Genomic DNA, 15,595 nt, shown 5'->3' with positions numbered 1-15,595 from the left:
GCCGAGCAGTGCTCGCGCACGTCCACGCGAAAGCCCCGCCGGCGCGGGGACGGCGGGGCCTCGTCACGACGTCACTCGCCCGACAGACCCCCCAGCAGGTGACCGAAAGAGCGGCCCTCGCCGAGGTAGGACGCGGGGTCGAAGGGGTCGGCGTCACGGACGGGCTCGCGGGCGGCGACCGCGTCGGCGAGCTCGCGGGCACCCCGGTCCACGCGGGCGCCGAGCGGCGCGACCTCATCGGCGTTCGACCCCCAGTCACCGGATGCCGCGAAGACGCCGGTCGGCACGGGGTCGGCGTGCAGGTAGGTGAACAGCGGACGGATCGCGTAGTCGATCGCGAGGGAGTGCCGAGCGGTCCCGGCGTTCGCGCCGATCAGCACCGGCGTGCCCGTGAGCGCCTGCGGGTCCAGCACGTCGATGAACGACTTGAACAGGCCCGAGTAACTCGTCGAGAAGATGGGCGTCACCGCGATGATGCCGTCGGCCGAGACCACCGTGTTGATCATCTGCTCGAGCGCGGGCGGCGCGAACCCGGTGAGCAGGTTGTCGGTCAGGTCGTGGGCGTAGTCCCGCAGCTCGAACACGTCGGCGGTCGCGTCGATACCGCGGTCGCGCAGCTCGGTCAGGACGGCGTGAGAGAGGCGGTCGCCGAGCATCCGCGTCGACGAGGGCGTCGACAGGCCCGCGGTGACGACCGCGATGCGACGGGAGGCCATCTCAGGCACCCACCTTGGACGCGGCCGCACCGAAGGCGCTGCCGGTCCTCACGGCATCCTGGTACGGGCTTCCCGCGGTGAGGTTGTCGCCGCGGTTCGCGGCCGGGACGGCCTCGCGGGGGGCCGCGCCGGCGTAGATCTTCTCGACGAGGTTGCGGTGCGTGGGCGCGTCGGGCACGTCGGCCGGACGGTTCTTCTGCAGCTCCTTGCGCAGCACCGGCACGACCTCGCCGCCGAGGATGTCGAGCTGCTCGAGGACCGTCTTGGTGGGAAGACCGGCGTGATCGATGAGGAACAGCTGTCGCTGGTAGTCGCCGAACGTGTCGCGCATCGCGGCGTAACGGTCGATGATCTGCTGCGGCGAGCCGACGGTCAGCGGGGTCATCTCGCTGAAGTCCTCGAGGCTCGGGCCGTGCCCGTAGACGGGGGCGTTGTCGAAGTAGGGGCGGAACTCCCGCACGGCGTCCTGCGAGTTGGCGCGCAGGAACACCTGTCCACCCAGACCGACGATCGCCTGCTGGGGCGTGCCGTGACCGTAGTGGGCAAAGCGCTCCCGGTACAGCGTGATCAGGCGCTGGTAGTGCTCCTTCGGCCAGAAGATGTTGTTGGCGAAGAACCCGTTGCCGTAGTAGGCGGCCTGCTCGGCGATCTCTGGGGTGCGGATCGAGCCGTGCCACACGAAGGGCGGCACGCCGTCCAGCGGACGCGGGGTCGAGGTGAAGCCCTGCAGGGGCGAGCGGAATTTCCCCTCCCAGTCCACGACGTCCTCGCGCCACAGCCGATGCAGCAGGTCGTAGTTCTCGATCGTGAGCGGCAGGCCCTGACGGATGTCCTTGCCGAACCAGGGGTACACCGGGCCGGTGTTCCCGCGGCCGAGCATGAGGTCGGCGCGACCACCGGACACGTGCTGCAGCATCGCGAAGTCCTCGGCGATCTTCACCGGGTCGTTCGTGGTGATGAGGGTCGTCGAGGTGGTGAGGATCAGGCGCTCGGTCTGGGCCGCGATGTACGCGAGCGTCGTGGTCGGCGACGACGACCAGAACGGCGGGTTGTGGTGCTCGCCCAGGGCGAAGACGTCGAGACCGACCTCTTCCGTGTGCTTCGCGATCGTGAGCGTGTCCTTGATGCGCTGGGCTTCGCTCGGCGTCCTGCCCGTTGTCGGGTCCTGGGTGATGTCGCTCACCGTCATGACACCGAACTGCATCCCGGGCCAGTTGCTCGTCTCGTTCACGATGCGCCTCCTGTTTGTATGCATCTGAATATACATGGGAGAACGCCGGGCCGTGGGATCTATTCCCGGACCGCTGGCATCCGCTCGAAACTGCCGATAAACGCTCTCCGTGTCGAGAAACGCGACGAGACCGCGTTTCTCGACACGGAGAGCGTTTATCGCCGGATGCCGGGGGCACGCGCCGACGCGGGCAGGCACGCGCGGACGCCGGAGGGCGTCAGGCGCCCATGAGCCCCGCCCCGATCGAGGTCCCCGCCGCCGGCGCCGGCGGCACCGCCCACAGCCCCGAGCCGACGTGGCGCAGGTATTCGCCCATGGCATCCGTCGCCAGGGACCGCTGCACCGTGATGTACCGGTCGGGACTGCGCTGGAACGACAGGAAGAACAGTCCGGCGTTCAACCGGCCGAGGTCGGTCGTGCCGTCGACGAAGTTGTACCCGCGGCGCAGCAGACGGACGCCGCCGTTGAGATCGGGGTGGGCCAGCCGCACGTGACTGCGCGCGTCGATCGAGGGCTCACCCGCGGCCCCCGTGGCCGTGAAGTCGGGCGCGGTGAACTCGTCGCCGCCCGACAGCGGCGCGCCGTTCGCCTTGTCGCGCCCGACGACGCGGTCCTGCTCCGCCAATCGCGTGCGATCCCAGGTCTCGATCAGCATCGCGATGCGCCGCGCGACGAGGTACGACCCGCCCGCGAGCCACGACGGGCCCTCGGATGCCGAAACCCATACGTGATCGTCGAGGGCAGCGGTGTCGTCGGCGAGGATGTTCGCCGTGCCGTCCTTGTACCCGAAGAGGTTGCGCGGCGTGGCCTGCGCGGCCGTGGTCTTGGACGTCCGGCCGAAGCCGAGCTGCGACCACCGGATCGTCGCCCGGCCGAACGCGATGCGACTGAGGTTGCGGATCGCGTGCACGGCCACCTGCGGATCGTCCGCGCAGGCCTGGATGCACAGGTCGCCGTCGGAGCGCAGCGGGTCGAGGTCGTCGCCGACGAATGCGGGCAGACGCTCCAGGCCCGCCGGTCGTTGCGACTCCAGCCCGAACCGCTCGTCGAACAGCGACGGCCCGAACCCGAACGTGATGGTCAGGTTGCCGGCCGGCAGCCCGAGCGCCTCGCCCGTGTCGTCGGGCGGCGCCTCGGGCGACCCGCCCACGGCTCCCGTCGCGCTGACCTCGAGACCCTGCATCATGCGGGCGGCGGCGTAGGTCCAGTCCGACAGGAGCTCGGCGAGATCCGCGCGCGTGGTCCGCGCCATCATGTCGTACGCGGCGAAATGCAGGTGGTCCTGTACCGGGGTCGTGATGCCGGGCTGATGGATGCCGTCGCCCGGGGCCGCGGCGTTCGTCGCCGCCTGGGCCTGCGCGGTCGCGTACGCGGCCCCACCGGCCAGACCCGCCCCGCCGCCGACGACGAGGCCGGTGGCCCCGGCGCCGAGCGCGAGGCCGAACAGCCCGCGGCGGGACAGGCCCGTGGCATCCGTCCCGTCCTCCGGGGGCGACGCGCGGGTGGCCGGGGCGACGGCCTCGCGAGACTGCTGATCGTCGGTCATGCTCACTCCAGGATCGTCACCGTGAGCTGCGAGAGCGGCTCGGCGAGGGCGTTGATGAGGTCGGTCAGCTGACGCTTGTCGGCTTCGGTGAGCTGCGGATAGGGGACGAAGCCCGCGTCGGCGGATCCGTGCGCGGCGAGCGCCGCCTCGAGATCGGCGTACCCGGCGTCGATCCGGCTGACCAGCGACGCGCCCGTGTCCCCCTTGGACGCGGCGAAGTCGCGCACGAGCGAGAACGCCATCTTGGAGCCCTCGACATTGGCGGCGAAGTCGTAGAGGTCGGTCTTGGACCACCAGTCCTCTTCACCGCTGATCTTGCCGGTGGCCACCTCGTCCAGCAGGGCGATGGCACCGTTGGAGATACCTGCGACGCCCTGCGCGTCGAGCGTCCGGGTGAACTCGTCCGAGTGCGCGTAGTCGTACAGCTCCTGTGTGTCGGCGATCAGCCTGTCGCCGTAAGTCGCGCGCTCGGCGGTCGTCGAGGGAGCCCAGTCCTTCCACGCGGGGGTCTCGCCGTCGACGTTGAGCGCGTCCTGCGCGGGGACCCACAGGTCTTTTTCGATGCGGTGGAACCCGGTCCACTCCAGCCCCTCGGCCACGGCATCCACTTCGCGGTAGTCGATGCGCGGGTCGAGGTCTCCCAGCGCCTCGGCGATCGGCTCGATGCGCTCGTAGAACGCGCGCACGCGCGGGAACTGCTCGCGCGCCGCGGTGTCGTCGCCCGCTTCGTAGGCGGCGGCGAAGGCCTGCACCGCGGGGACGAGCTGGCCCACCTGATCCTTGACGAACGCGGCATAGAGGTCGACGGCCTCCTGCTTCCGCTCGGCATCCGCTCCGGTGACGGCGACCGCGTCCCCGGTCACCGAGAAGCTCGCTCGGCCCACGCCGTCGCCGATCATGCCGGGCTTGCACAGCGTGAAGTACTCACCGGGCTGCGCGACGACCGTGAGGTTCCGCGAGGCGCCGGGGGCGATGTTCTCGACCTCGCCCACGATGCGCAGACCGTCGGATGCCAACAGGTAGAACTCCGTGACCTGATCGCTCTGGTTGCTGACGTCGAACGCGACGGTACCGCTGGACGCGGTCGCCGACGACACCGCGCACCCGTCGTCGGTGGAGGTCACCGACAGGGCGCCGTCGGCGGTCGCGTCGGATTTCGCGACGCAACCGGACAGGACGAGGGCGGCCGCTCCGGCCACCGCCGTGGCCGCGAGGAGGCGAGTCGAGTTCATGGTGCTCCGTTCGGAAGAGGGGTGGATGCCGCGGCGTCGGAGACGCGAGCGGCGTCGGGGGGTCTATGGGGTGGCGGTCACCTGATCGGAGGCCGGGGCGGACGCGGTGTGCGCAGCCCGACCCGGACGGCGGTTGGCGCGGATGCCCCGCACGAAGAGGGGCACGACGACCGCGACGTAGGCGATCCACGCCAGCACCTGGAGCCAGGTCATCTGCGGCATGAACCCGACCGTCGCCTGCAACAGCGCGGCGACCGGCCCGCCGGGGGCGATCACGCCCGAGACGTCGAACGCCCACCCGAAGGGGAAGCCCGCCGCGCCGATGGCGACGAGACCCGTCGTCGGGTCCACCGGGGCTCCCGCCCCGAAGGGGCCGGGCAGCGCGCCGGCCTCCTGCAGATCATGCACGGCGTAGGCGAGCACCCCCGCCGCGACCACGACGAGGAACCCGCCGGTCCAGGTGAAGAAGCGCGAGAGGTCGAGGCGGATCATCCCGCGGGCGATCACCCAGCCCAGCACGACGGCCGCGGCGAGGCCGAGCAGGGCGCCGAGCAGGGCGAGCGGGGCGTCGCCGAACGACTGCACCATCGACCACAACAGCAGCGTCGTCTCGACGCCTTCGCGTGCGACCGACACGAAGCCGATCGCGACGAGCGCCCACACGCCCCCGCGGAGCGCCCTGTCGACGCCGCCTTCGAGGCCGGCTCTCAGCGTGCGGCCGGCGCGCTGCATCCAGAAGATCATGCCGGTGACCATCACCACGGCGAGCAGCGAGAGACCGCCGCCGAGCAGCTCCTGCGCCTCGAACGTCAGCATGTAGGCGCCGAAGGTGAACACGGCGCCGATCGCGAGGGCGAGCGCGACGGCCAGTCCGACCCCCAGCCAGAGCCGGGGCAGGGCGTCACGGCGGCCCAGGCGCGTGAGGTAGGCGACGAGGATGCCGACGACGAGGGCAGCTTCGAGGCCTTCACGGAGGCCGATGAGGAAGGTGGCGAGCACGCGGGTGACCGACTTTCGGATCGACGGAGGATGCCGCAGCGCTGCGGGCCAAGTAAGGGCAGCCTCACCTGACCAGGACAGATTACGCAATCGCGCGGCCGCGCGCACCTTTGTGCCGATTCAGAAACCGAACCGACGTCGCGGTAACCGTCGGCAACATTCGGGCGCCGTCGAGCGGGGCGATCTAGCCTCGACGCATGCCGGACCTCAGTCTTCCCGTCCTCGACCTCTCGCTCCTCGACCAGGGCCCGGACGCCGCCGCCCGCTTCCGCGACGAGCTGCGCGCCGCGACGCACGACGTCGGATTCTTCTACCTGACCGGGACCGGCGTCAGCGCCGAGCTCGAGGCGAACCTGTTGAGGGCCGCGAAGGACTTCTTCGCCCTCCCCGAGGCCGACAAGCTCGACATCGAGAACGTGACGAGCCCGCACTTCCGCGGGTACACCCGCGTCGGCGGCGAGCGCACGCAGGGACGCATCGACTGGCGCGAGCAGATCGACATCGGCCCCGAGCGCGACGCGATCGACGATCGCGAGGGCCCGGGATACAACCGTCTGATCGGTCCGAACCTATGGCCCGCAGCTCAGCCCGAACTCCGGGAGGTCGTTGCGCAGTGGCACGACCACCTGACGGGAATCGCCCGCAAGCTGCTGCGCGCCTGGGCGCTGTCGCTCGGCGCCGAAGAGCAGTACTTCGACCGCCATTTCGGCGACCCCCAGACCCTCATCAAGATCGTCCGCTATCCCGGCACGGACGACCCGACCCCGCAGCAAGGGGTGGGCGCCCACAAGGACTCGGGCGTCCTCACCCTGCTGTGGGTCGAGCCCGGCAAGGGCGGCCTGCAGGTCGAGCGCGACGGCGCATGGGTCGACGCTCCCCCGGTCTCCGGGGCTTTCGTGGTGAACATCGGAGAACTGCTCGAGTACGCCACCCAGGGCTACCTCACGGCCACGAACCACCGTGTCATCTCGCCGCGGTTCCCCGACGAGCGCATCTCGGTGCCGTTCTTCTTCAACCCGGCCCTGGACGCCCGCCTGCCGATCATCGAGCTGCCCGCCGAGCTGGCGGCCGAGGCCCGTGGCGTCTCTCAGGACCCGTCGAACCCGATCCACGCGACGTACGGCGAGAACGCGCTCAAGTCCCGCCTGCGCGCGCACCCCGACGTCGCGGAGCGCTGGCACCCCGACCTGCTGGCCGCGCGCGCCGGCTCCTGATCCCCGCGCGGTCGTCCCCGCGCGGTCGTTCCCGCGCGGTCGTCCCCGCGCGGTCGTCCCCGCGCGGTCGTCCCCGCTCGGTCGTCCCCGCTCGGTCGTTCCCGCGATAAACGGCGATCCTGCCCAGACACGCGGCGACGCGCCGTGTCTGGACAGGATCGCCGTTTATCGGTCGTGCCGGCGGCCGGCGCGGACGACCGGACGGGGGCGGGCCGCGGCGCGAGGAGCGAGGGGACGGCATCCACGAATGACGAAGGCCGCCCCACACCGTGGGGCGGCCTTCCAAGAATGTTTTGCGCGATTGAACGCTGGTGCGATTAGCGACGCAGACCGAGACGCTCGATGAGCGAGCGGTAACGGTTGATGTCGACATCCTGCAGGTAACCCAGCAGGCGACGGCGCTGACCGACGAGCAGGAAGAGTCCACGGCGCGAGTGGTGGTCGTGCTTGTGGATCTTGAGGTGCTCGGTGAGGTCCTTGATGCGCTGCGTCATCATCGCGACCTGCACCTCGGGGGATCCGGTGTCACCGGGGTGCGTCGCGTACTCTTCGATGATCGCCTTCTTGACGTCTGCTTCCAGTGCCATAGGTGATCCCCTCTCTCTTCGTTGCGCGGCGCCCGACGCCTGATACGTGGGCTCTCTTTATCCGCGGCCGATCGAACGGCAACCGCATGAGTCTACCAGTCCTCGACACCGGGCACGAACCGCCGCCGCGCCCGGTGTCGGCGGTCCGGCGTAGCCTCGACCCGTGCAATCGAGCGACCCCGTGACGACCTCGCGTGCGCGCGCCGCGCTCATCGACGTCCGCCCCCTCACCACTTCTCCCGCCTTCGCGCGCCTGTGGGTCGGCTCGACCCTCGCCGGACTCGGCGGCCAGCTGACGATCGTCGCGGTGATGCTGCACGTGTTCGAGCTGACGCAGAGCACCTTCGCGGTGTCGATGATCGCCGTCGCGGGGCTCCTACCCATGGTGGCGGCGGGCCTGTACGGCGGCATGCTCGCGGACGCGTTCGATCGGCGCACCGTCGCGCTCGTGGCCGCGGTGATCACCTTCACCTCCACGGCGCTGCTCGCGATCCTGGCCTGGTCGGGCCTCGAGACGGTGGCGTGGCTCTTCGTCCTCAGCGTGGTCAACTCCGCCGCGAACTCCATCGTCATGGCCACGAAGTCGGCGATCACCCCGCGGTTGCTGCCCCGCGACCTGCTGCCGGCGGCCGCGGCCCTGCAGGGGGTCACGGTGGGGATCATGGTCATGGCGGGTCCGGCCCTGGCCGGAGTGCTGGTCGCCGTAGCCGGCTACGCGTGGACGTATTCCCTGGACGTCCTGCTGATGACCTCGCTCTTTCTGGGGTTGTGGTCGCTGCCGCGCCTCCGGCCGCAGGGAGACATCGTCCGGCCCGGTCTGGAGTCCTTCCGCGACGGCGTCCGCTTCCTCCGCCGCGCCCCCAACATCCGCCTGCAGTACGTGCTCGACGTCATCGCCATGACGTTCGGGCAGCCCGTGGCGCTCTTCCCCGCGATCGGTGCGGTACTGCTGGGCGGCGGCGCGATCACGACCGGCGTGTTGACCGCCGCGGTGGCCGCCGGCGCGTTCGTGTCGAGCCTGTTCTCCGGCCCGATCGGACGCGTGCGGCGACAGGGCCTCGGCATCGTCCGTGCGATCCAGGCCTATGCCGTGGCCGTGGGCGCGTTCGGCCTGGTGTTGCTCGCCGCCACGCTCGGATGGCTGCGCCCGGCCGACACCGGCGAGAGCACCCCGGCCGTCGCGCTGATCGTCCTGGCCGCCGCGGCGCTGGCGGTCTCGGGTGCCGCCGACAACGTCAGCGCCATCTACCGCTCCACGATGATGCAGGCGGCGGTCCCGGATGCCATGCGCGGCCGACTGCAGGGCATCTTCATCGTGGTGGTGGCGGGCGGCCCCCGCGTCGGGGCCCTCTACGCGGGCACGCTCGCGACAGTCGCCGCGCTGTGGGTTCCGCCGCTGCTGGGCGGCCTGGTCATCCTCGCCCTCGTCGGGACGCTCGCGCGCCTGACACCGCGATTCCGCGCGTACGACGCCCTCGATCCACGCCCCTGATCGCGACGACGCACTCGAACGCGACGGCGCAACGCGCTGACGCGACCACGTGACGCCGCGACGCCGTAACGCCGTAACGCTCGAAGGCGACGGAGCAACGCGCTGACGCGATCACGTGACGCCGTAACGCCGTAACGCTCGAACGCGACGGCGCAACGCGACCACGCGACCACGCGACCACGCAACCACGCAACGCTCGAACGCGACGATGCCCAGCGCGGCCGGGCGACCGGGGCGCATCGCCGCCCTGCCGAACGTCGGCGGATTCCGGACGTCGCATCCCACCGACCCCGCCGCAGACTCCGGTGCGCCGTATCGTCGGGATCGTGGCATCCACTCCCTCGCCCTCCCCCGCGTCGATCGCCGTGCAGTTCGTGCTCACGGGGATCGTCTGGGGGTCGAGCTTCCTGTTCATCGCGGTCGCGCTCACCGGCCTGACCCCGGCGCAGGTCGCCGGCGGGCGCCTGCTGTTCGGCGCCCTCGCGCTGAGCGCGATCATGCTGATCCGGCGCGAACGGCTCCCGCGCGGTCGCCGCACGTGGGGGCACCTTCTGGTCCTCGGAGTGACCTTCTGCGTCATCCCGTTCCTGCTGTTCGCGTGGGCCGAGCAGCACGTGTCGTCGGGGCTGGCGAGCATCTTCAACGCCACCACCCCGATCATGACGGCGATCATGGCGTGGGCGGCGTTCCGGGTCGAGAGCCTGCGTCCGGGTCAGCTCGTGGGGATCGCCGTCGGGATCGTGGGGGTGGCGATCATCATCGCCCCCGGAGCGGTCACCGAGGTCGGCGACAGCACCGTGGCGCAACTCGCCCTTCTCGCGGCGACCGCCTGCTACGGCTTCAGCCTCGCCTACATGCGGCGGTTCCTCGGCGACAGCGGTCTGACGGGGATCGCCTTCGCGTTCGGCTACATCGCGCCGGCCGCGGGGATCATGGTCGCGCTGTCCCCCCTCATCCTCGCCGAACCGATGCGCCTCGATCTGCCGGTCGTGGCCAGCATCGTCGCGCTGGGGGTCCTCGGCACGGGTGTCGCCTACGTGTGGAACCAGAACACCCTGCGCGCGTGGGGCCCCACCCGCGCCTCGACCGTGACCTACATCACCCCGGTCGTCGGGGTGGGGCTCGGCATCCTGGTGCTCGGCGAGAGCATCAGCTGGAACGAGCCCGTCGGCGCCGCGGTGGTGTTCCTGGGCATCCTGCTCGTGCAGCAGCGCCTGCGGATCGGGCGCCGCACGCCCGCCGCCTGACCCGTGCGGAGTCGACCCCGCGCCGCGCGCGAGAACGCACGACGACCCCGGATGCTGAGCACCCGGGGTCGTCCTGAGGTCGAGCGTCGCGGCACGGGCCGCCGACGCGTCAGGCCTGGAGCGAGAGCTGCAGATCGAGCTCGATCGTGACGTCCTTGCCGACGAGCACGCCACCGGTCTCGAGAGCGGCGTTCCAGGTGAGGCCGAAGTCTTCGCGGTTGACGACCGTCTTGGCGGTCGCGCCGGCCTTGTAGTTGCCCCACGGGTCGGTGCCGAAGCCGCCGAAGTCGAGCGAGAAGGTGGCGGGCTTGGTGATGCCGCGGATCGTGAGGTCGCCGTCGACGAGGAAGTCGCCGTCCTCGAGACGCACGCCCGTGGAGCGGAAGTCGAGCGTCGGGTAGGTCTCGGCGTCGAAGAACTCGGCCGAGCGCAGGTGCTGGTCGCGACCCTCGTCCTTGGTGTCGACCGAGGTGACGTCGACGGATGCCTCGACGGTGGCCTCGAGCGGGTTCTCGGGGGCGACGATCGTGGCGCTCTTGACACCGAAGGTGCCGCGCACCTTCGAGATCATCATGTGGCGCACCGAGAAGGTGACCTCGCTGTGGGCGGGATCGAGGACCCAGGTGCCGGTCTTGTAGCCGGGGATGTCGAGGGCGGTTGCGTCGGTCATGTCACTCCTAGAGGTCTGGGGAGCCGTTTCGGCGTCCTGCGGGAAGGAAACTCCCATTCACACGAATGTATTCCACGCTCGCGGAAAAAGACGAACCCGAGGGTGCCTGAGCCCCTCGGGTTCGTGAACGTTCCATGGCGAACGGGTCAGCCGACCTTGAGCAGGTCGATGATGAAGATGAGCGTCTTGCCGCCCAGGAAGTGCCCGCCGGCAGGACCGTACGCCAGGTGCGGCGGGATCACGAGTTCGCGGCGACCGCCGACCTTCATACCCGGGATGCCGTCCTGCCATCCCTGGATCAGGCCGCGCAGCGGGAACTGGATGCTCTCACCCCGGCCCCACGAGGAGTCGAACTCCTCGCCGGACTCGTACTCGACTCCGGCGTAGTGGACCGTGACGGTGTCGCCGGGCTTGGCCTCGTCGCCGTCGCCCACGATGATGTCGCGGACGACGAGGTCGGAGGGGGCGGGGCCGCTGGGAGCGTCGAACTCCGGCTTGGTGCGATCAGTCATGGATCCATCCAAGCACGTCGATGCCGATGCCGCCGTCCCCTGGACAAAGACTCAGCGCCCGGTGCCGCGGCGATGCCTGCGTGTCTCCCGGGCGCTGAGTTGGCCTACGACGATGGTCCTCCCGCCGCGTGCCGGTGTCAAGACCCCGGTGTGCGGCACACGGTCGCCGACACCGCACGCGACCGCCGGAACCGCATGCCGGAGCGACGACACGCGCGCGGTCTCGTCATCCTCATGCGGTTCCGGCGTCCGGTGGGGCTGTCGCGCCCCGCGCGCGTCATCGCGACAGCAGCGCCGCTCGCGTCGCCGTGGTGCGCTCCAACAGGTAGCGCTCGGTCGTCGGCGCGTACGGGTCGCGCCCCGACAGCGTGCGCTGCCGCGCGGCGGCGAGGGCCGTGACATCCGTGATGAATCCCCTCATCACCGCGGTACGGTCGCCCGGAAGAGTGCGGGCCCACGCCAGGGCCGACCGTCGTCCGGCCGACGTCGCCAGCATCTCGACCTCCTGCGGGGTGAACCACCCCGCCGCCGCGTACTCCCCCAGTCGAGCGCGGGTGAGCCGCGTCTCCTCCCGCCGCAGGGCGAGGATGCCGAGCACGAACAGCACGAACAGGGGCACCTGCAGGGCCGCGTACACCTCGAAGAAGTCCGCGAACGTGGCGGAGCCGTTCCAGAGCGCGTGCAGCAGGATGGCGCCCATCAGGCCGGGGACGCCGTAGCGCAGGGCGGCGCCGACTCCCAGACCCCGCCGCGCGGCCAGTCCGAACGCGAAGCCCGTGAGACAGGTGAACATCACGTGCGCGAACGGCGACAGGATCGCCCGCAGGAAGAACGTGCTCGCCACCTGCGCCGGGCCGCCCTCGAGGTAGCTGATCGCGAAGTACTGCACGTTCTCGGTCAGAGCGAAGCCCGCGCCGATGAGCGCCCCGTAAACGATGCCGTCGACCGGCCCGTCGAACGCGCGACGGGCGAACGCGAAGATGAGCAGCACGCCGAGGCCTTTGGCGATCTCTTCGACGATCGGCGCCTGGACGACGGCGCTGAACGCGTCCGGCAGTCGCCCGGCCACGAGGGTGACGATGAGGTCGACGGCCAAGGCGATCACGACCGAGGCGATCGCCCCCCACGCCACGGCCAACACCAGCAATCGCCGCGGCTCGGGCTCCCACCGGTCGATGTAGCGAACCGCGAACCACACGATCACGAAGGGGATCACCGCGAGCACCAGGCCCAGGAAGGTGGCGGCCGTCCCGAGGAAACCGGTGAAATACCGCACCAGCAGGGCCAGCAACGGGACGAGGAGCACCGCCACCACCCAGAGGGCGACGCCTCCGCGACGCGACCGGGGAGGAGCGGCCGAGACCGCGGCCTGCGGAGCGGTGGAGATGCGCGAGGGTTCGACCGAACCGGGCCGCGAGAGCGGCGACGGGGAGCTCATGCGGTCAGCCTAGGGGCGACGTTCTCTTCGTCGTCGAGGGTTGCGGGTTCGTGCGCGGGGCCGGGCCGGTAGCGTGGAACCATGCGTTTCGCCCACGTCCGGTCTCAGGAAGGGGCGGAAGCCCCTCGTCTCGTCAGCGTCCACGGCGAGGAGTTCTGCTTCGTCGACGAGTTGTTCGACGGCGCTCCCGCCACCCTCGAGCAGCTCATCGCCGGCGGCGACCAGGCCCTCGCGCGGGTTCGCGACGCGGTCGGCGGGGCTGCGCGGCATCCCCTCTCGGGCATCCGCTTCGCCTCGGCGGTCCTCGCTCCCCCGTCCATCCTCGCCGTCGGGCTGAACTACGCGGCGCACTCGGGCGAGCTGGGGCTCAAGACGGACGCCGGTCCCACGGTCTTCGTGCTGTGGCCGAACTCCCTCACCGCACACGGGGCGACCACGTCATGGCCGCGGGCACTCAGCGAGGCGGTCGACTACGAAGCCGAGCTCGGCGTCATCATCGGCCGGCCGGGCCGCGACATCGCCGAGTCCGACGCGCTCGACCACGTCTGGGGATACACCGTCGTCAACGACATCACGGCGCGCAACATCCAGTTCTCGGAAGCGCAGTGGTCGCGCTGCAAGTCGTTCGACGGCTTCACCCCCACCGGTCCGTTCGTGGTCACGGCGGACGAGATCCCCGATCCTCAGGACCTGCACATCTGGACCGTGGTCGACGGACACACCGTGCAGGATGCCAGCACCGGCCAGATGGTGCGCTCGGTCGCGACGCTCATCCACAAGCTGTCGGAATCGGTGACGCTGCTGCCGGGGACCCTCATCTCCACGGGCAGCCCGGGCGGCGCCGGATACTCGCGCGACCCGCAGATCTTCCTCCGCGACCGCTCCACCGTCACGGTGGGCATCGACGGCATCGGCGAACTCACGACGCACTGCCGCATCCTCGACTGACACGGCATCCCGTCCCCGTTCGCGGGCCCGCGGCGGTCGGCCGACGCCGGGCCGGTGGGTGCCGCGACGCGCGGCGCGGCAGCACCGCGAGACTGCATCCGGCTGACAACTCGGCGACATTCTGACGCCGAATCGTCAGGGGGATGCAGTCTCGGCGTCCCGCGGGGGCGGCGCGACCGCGCGCGACGCGGGCGCGCGCGGCCGGGGCTCGACGCGGGCGCGCGGACGGGTCAGTCCTCGACGACGCTGTCCGCCGAGCGCACGATCGGGATGGCCGCGGTCACGGCCTGGAGTCCCGAAAGACGCGCGGGCGAGATCTGCTTGGTGACCTCTTCGCGCGACATCAGGCCCGCCTCGACGACGAGGTCGGCGACGTTGCGGTGCGTCAGCAGCGCGGTCTTGGCCAGCGCGGCGGCGGCCGCGTACCCGATGAAGGGGGTGAGCGCGGTGACCACGCCGACCGACGATCCGACCATCGCGCCCAGCCGCTCGCGGTTGGCGGTGATGCCGTCGACGCAGTTGACGCGCAGGGTCCACATCGCCTGGCGCATCCACGTGATCGACTGGTAGATCGAGTGCGCGATGACCGGCTCGAAGGCGTTGAGCTGCAGCTGGCCGCCCTCGACCGCCATGGTCACCGTCATGTCGGCGCCGACAACCGAGAACGCGACCTGATTGACCACCTCGGGGATGACGGGATTGACCTTGCCGGGCATGATGCTCGACCCCGCCTGGCGCGCCGGCAGGTTGATCTCGCCCAGACCCGCCTGCGGGCCCGACGACAGCAGCCGCAGGTCGTTACAGATCTTGGACAGCTTGACCGCGTTGCGCTTGAGCGACGACGAGAACGACATGAACGCCCCGGTGTCGCTCGTGGACTCCACCAGATCGGTCGCGGTCTCGAGGTCGAGACCCGTGATACCGCGCAGGTGGCGCAGCACCGCCCCCGCGTAACCCGAGTGCGCGGTGATGCCCGTGCCGATGGCCGTCGCACCCATGTTGATCTCGTAGAGCAGGTACGCGTTCTCGGTGAGGCGGTTGTAGTCCTCGCCGAGGGTGGTCGCGAAGCCGTGGAACTCTTGCCCGAGCGTCATGGGCACGGCATCCTGCAGCTGGGTGCGACCGACCTTGAGGACGTCGTGGAACTCCTCGGACTTCGCCAGGAACGACTGCCGCAGCAGGGCGAGCTCTTCGAGCAGGCTCTGCAGGGTGAGCGACAGGCCGATCTTGATCGCCGTCGGGTACACATCGTTCGTGGACTGGCTGCGGTTGGTGTCGTCGATCGGCGAGAGGAAGGCGTAGTCGCCCTTCTCGCGCCCCGCCATCTCGAGGGCGATGTTGGTGATGACCTCGTTCGCGTTCATGTTGGTCGACGTGCCGGCGCCGCCCTGGATGACGCCGACGGTGAACTCGTCGTGGAACTCCCCGTCGATCACTCGCTGCGCGGCGCGGTCGATCAGGTCGGCTTTGCGCTCGTCCAGCACGCCGATCTCGCGATTGGCGCGTGCCGAGGCCTGCTTGACCATCGCCAGGGCCCGCACGAGGTCGGGGTAGACCGAGATCGGGCGCTTGGCGATCGGGAAGTTCTCCTGCGCCCGGGCGGTGTGGATGCCCCAGTAGGCGTCGGCGGGGATCTCGAGGGATCCGAGCGAGTCGGTCTCGGTACGGGTGCGCGTCATTGCGTCCAAAGCCATGTGGAAGTCCTCGTGGGTGTCACGGCGAGCAGGGATGCCACGAGCCTAACCACCGCGATCGGCGCGGCC

General features: G+C 70.4%; 14 protein-coding genes. 4 read left to right on the top strand and 10 right to left on the bottom strand.

Features of this window, described 5'->3' with window-relative positions; all coding sequences use genetic code 11:
• Positions 1-71: 71 nt before the first annotated feature.
• From ACIPVB_RS07345 to efeU, 5 genes are all read right to left on the bottom strand, one after another.
• Positions 72-716 (bottom strand): FMN reductase, encoded by a 645-nt coding sequence (locus ACIPVB_RS07345; protein WP_400367858.1) that lies wholly within the window; start codon positions 714-716, stop codon positions 72-74.
• A 1-nt stretch (position 717) separates the two neighbouring features.
• A complete protein-coding gene (locus tag ACIPVB_RS07340; RefSeq protein WP_400368208.1) occupies positions 718-1,920 on the bottom strand; it encodes an LLM class flavin-dependent oxidoreductase in 1,203 nt (400 codons plus the stop codon).
• A gap of 244 nt (positions 1,921-2,164) precedes the next feature.
• A complete protein-coding gene (gene efeB / locus ACIPVB_RS07335) occupies positions 2,165-3,493 on the bottom strand; it encodes an iron uptake transporter deferrochelatase/peroxidase subunit (protein ID WP_400368206.1) in 1,329 nt (442 codons plus the stop codon).
• Between the two features lie 2 nt (positions 3,494-3,495).
• Positions 3,496-4,725, bottom strand: a complete 1,230-nt coding sequence (gene efeO / locus ACIPVB_RS07330) for an iron uptake system protein EfeO (protein ID WP_400367857.1) — start codon at positions 4,723-4,725, stop codon at positions 3,496-3,498.
• Positions 4,726-4,788: 63 nt separating this feature from the next.
• A complete protein-coding gene (gene efeU, locus ACIPVB_RS07325) occupies positions 4,789-5,724 on the bottom strand; it encodes an iron uptake transporter permease EfeU (RefSeq protein ID WP_400367856.1) in 936 nt (311 codons plus the stop codon).
• A gap of 197 nt (positions 5,725-5,921) precedes the next feature.
• Between efeU and ACIPVB_RS07320 the strand changes: the two genes are divergently transcribed.
• The gene (locus ACIPVB_RS07320) at positions 5,922-6,938 is read left to right on the top strand and encodes an isopenicillin N synthase family dioxygenase (RefSeq protein ID WP_400367855.1); all 1,017 of its coding nucleotides are present in this window, start codon (positions 5,922-5,924) and stop codon (positions 6,936-6,938) included.
• A gap of 317 nt (positions 6,939-7,255) precedes the next feature.
• Here the strand turns inward: ACIPVB_RS07320 and rpsO are convergent, their stop codons facing one another.
• A complete protein-coding gene (rpsO, locus tag ACIPVB_RS07315; RefSeq protein ID WP_013583433.1) occupies positions 7,256-7,525 on the bottom strand; it encodes a 30S ribosomal protein S15 in 270 nt (89 codons plus the stop codon).
• A gap of 163 nt (positions 7,526-7,688) precedes the next feature.
• On the opposite strand from rpsO, the gene ACIPVB_RS07310 reads away from it, so the two are divergent.
• Both ACIPVB_RS07310 and ACIPVB_RS07305 read left to right on the top strand, forming a co-directional pair.
• Positions 7,689-9,017, top strand: a complete 1,329-nt coding sequence (locus ACIPVB_RS07310) for an MFS transporter (protein ID WP_400367854.1) — start codon at positions 7,689-7,691, stop codon at positions 9,015-9,017.
• Positions 9,018-9,343: 326 nt separating this feature from the next.
• Complete coding sequence (locus tag ACIPVB_RS07305) at positions 9,344-10,264, top strand: DMT family transporter (protein WP_400367853.1); 921 nt, start codon at positions 9,344-9,346, stop codon at positions 10,262-10,264.
• 109 nt (positions 10,265-10,373) lie between these two features.
• Here the strand turns inward: ACIPVB_RS07305 and ACIPVB_RS07300 are convergent, their stop codons facing one another.
• The 3 genes from ACIPVB_RS07300 to ACIPVB_RS07290 all read right to left on the bottom strand — a co-directional run bounded on the left by ACIPVB_RS07300 (position 10,374) and on the right by ACIPVB_RS07290 (position 12,884).
• On the bottom strand, positions 10,374-10,934 hold the full coding sequence (locus ACIPVB_RS07300) for a YceI family protein (protein ID WP_108317955.1): 561 nt from the start codon (positions 10,932-10,934) through the stop codon (positions 10,374-10,376).
• A 146-nt stretch (positions 10,935-11,080) separates the two neighbouring features.
• On the bottom strand, positions 11,081-11,446 hold the full coding sequence (locus ACIPVB_RS07295) for an FKBP-type peptidyl-prolyl cis-trans isomerase (protein WP_183418087.1): 366 nt from the start codon (positions 11,444-11,446) through the stop codon (positions 11,081-11,083).
• A 277-nt stretch (positions 11,447-11,723) separates the two neighbouring features.
• Positions 11,724-12,884, bottom strand: coding sequence for a PrsW family intramembrane metalloprotease (locus ACIPVB_RS07290; protein ID WP_400367852.1), 1,161 nt, complete (start codon positions 12,882-12,884; stop codon positions 11,724-11,726).
• 81 nt (positions 12,885-12,965) lie between these two features.
• On the opposite strand from ACIPVB_RS07290, the gene ACIPVB_RS07285 reads away from it, so the two are divergent.
• Complete coding sequence (locus tag ACIPVB_RS07285) at positions 12,966-13,832, top strand: fumarylacetoacetate hydrolase family protein (protein WP_400367851.1); 867 nt, start codon at positions 12,966-12,968, stop codon at positions 13,830-13,832.
• Positions 13,833-14,062: 230 nt separating this feature from the next.
• On the opposite strand, the gene ACIPVB_RS07280 is transcribed toward ACIPVB_RS07285, so the two are convergent.
• Positions 14,063-15,526, bottom strand: coding sequence for an aspartate ammonia-lyase (locus tag ACIPVB_RS07280; RefSeq protein WP_400367850.1), 1,464 nt, complete (start codon positions 15,524-15,526; stop codon positions 14,063-14,065).
• Positions 15,527-15,595 lie beyond the last annotated feature (69 nt).

Origin of the sequence: Microbacterium sp. NPDC090007 (assembly GCF_044748345.1) — a bacterium.
In the GTDB taxonomy this organism is placed as follows: Bacteria; Actinomycetota; Actinomycetes; order Actinomycetales; family Microbacteriaceae; genus Microbacterium.
Note: the sequence above shows the minus strand (reverse complement) of the source record. Positions and strands in the feature narration are given on the sequence as shown.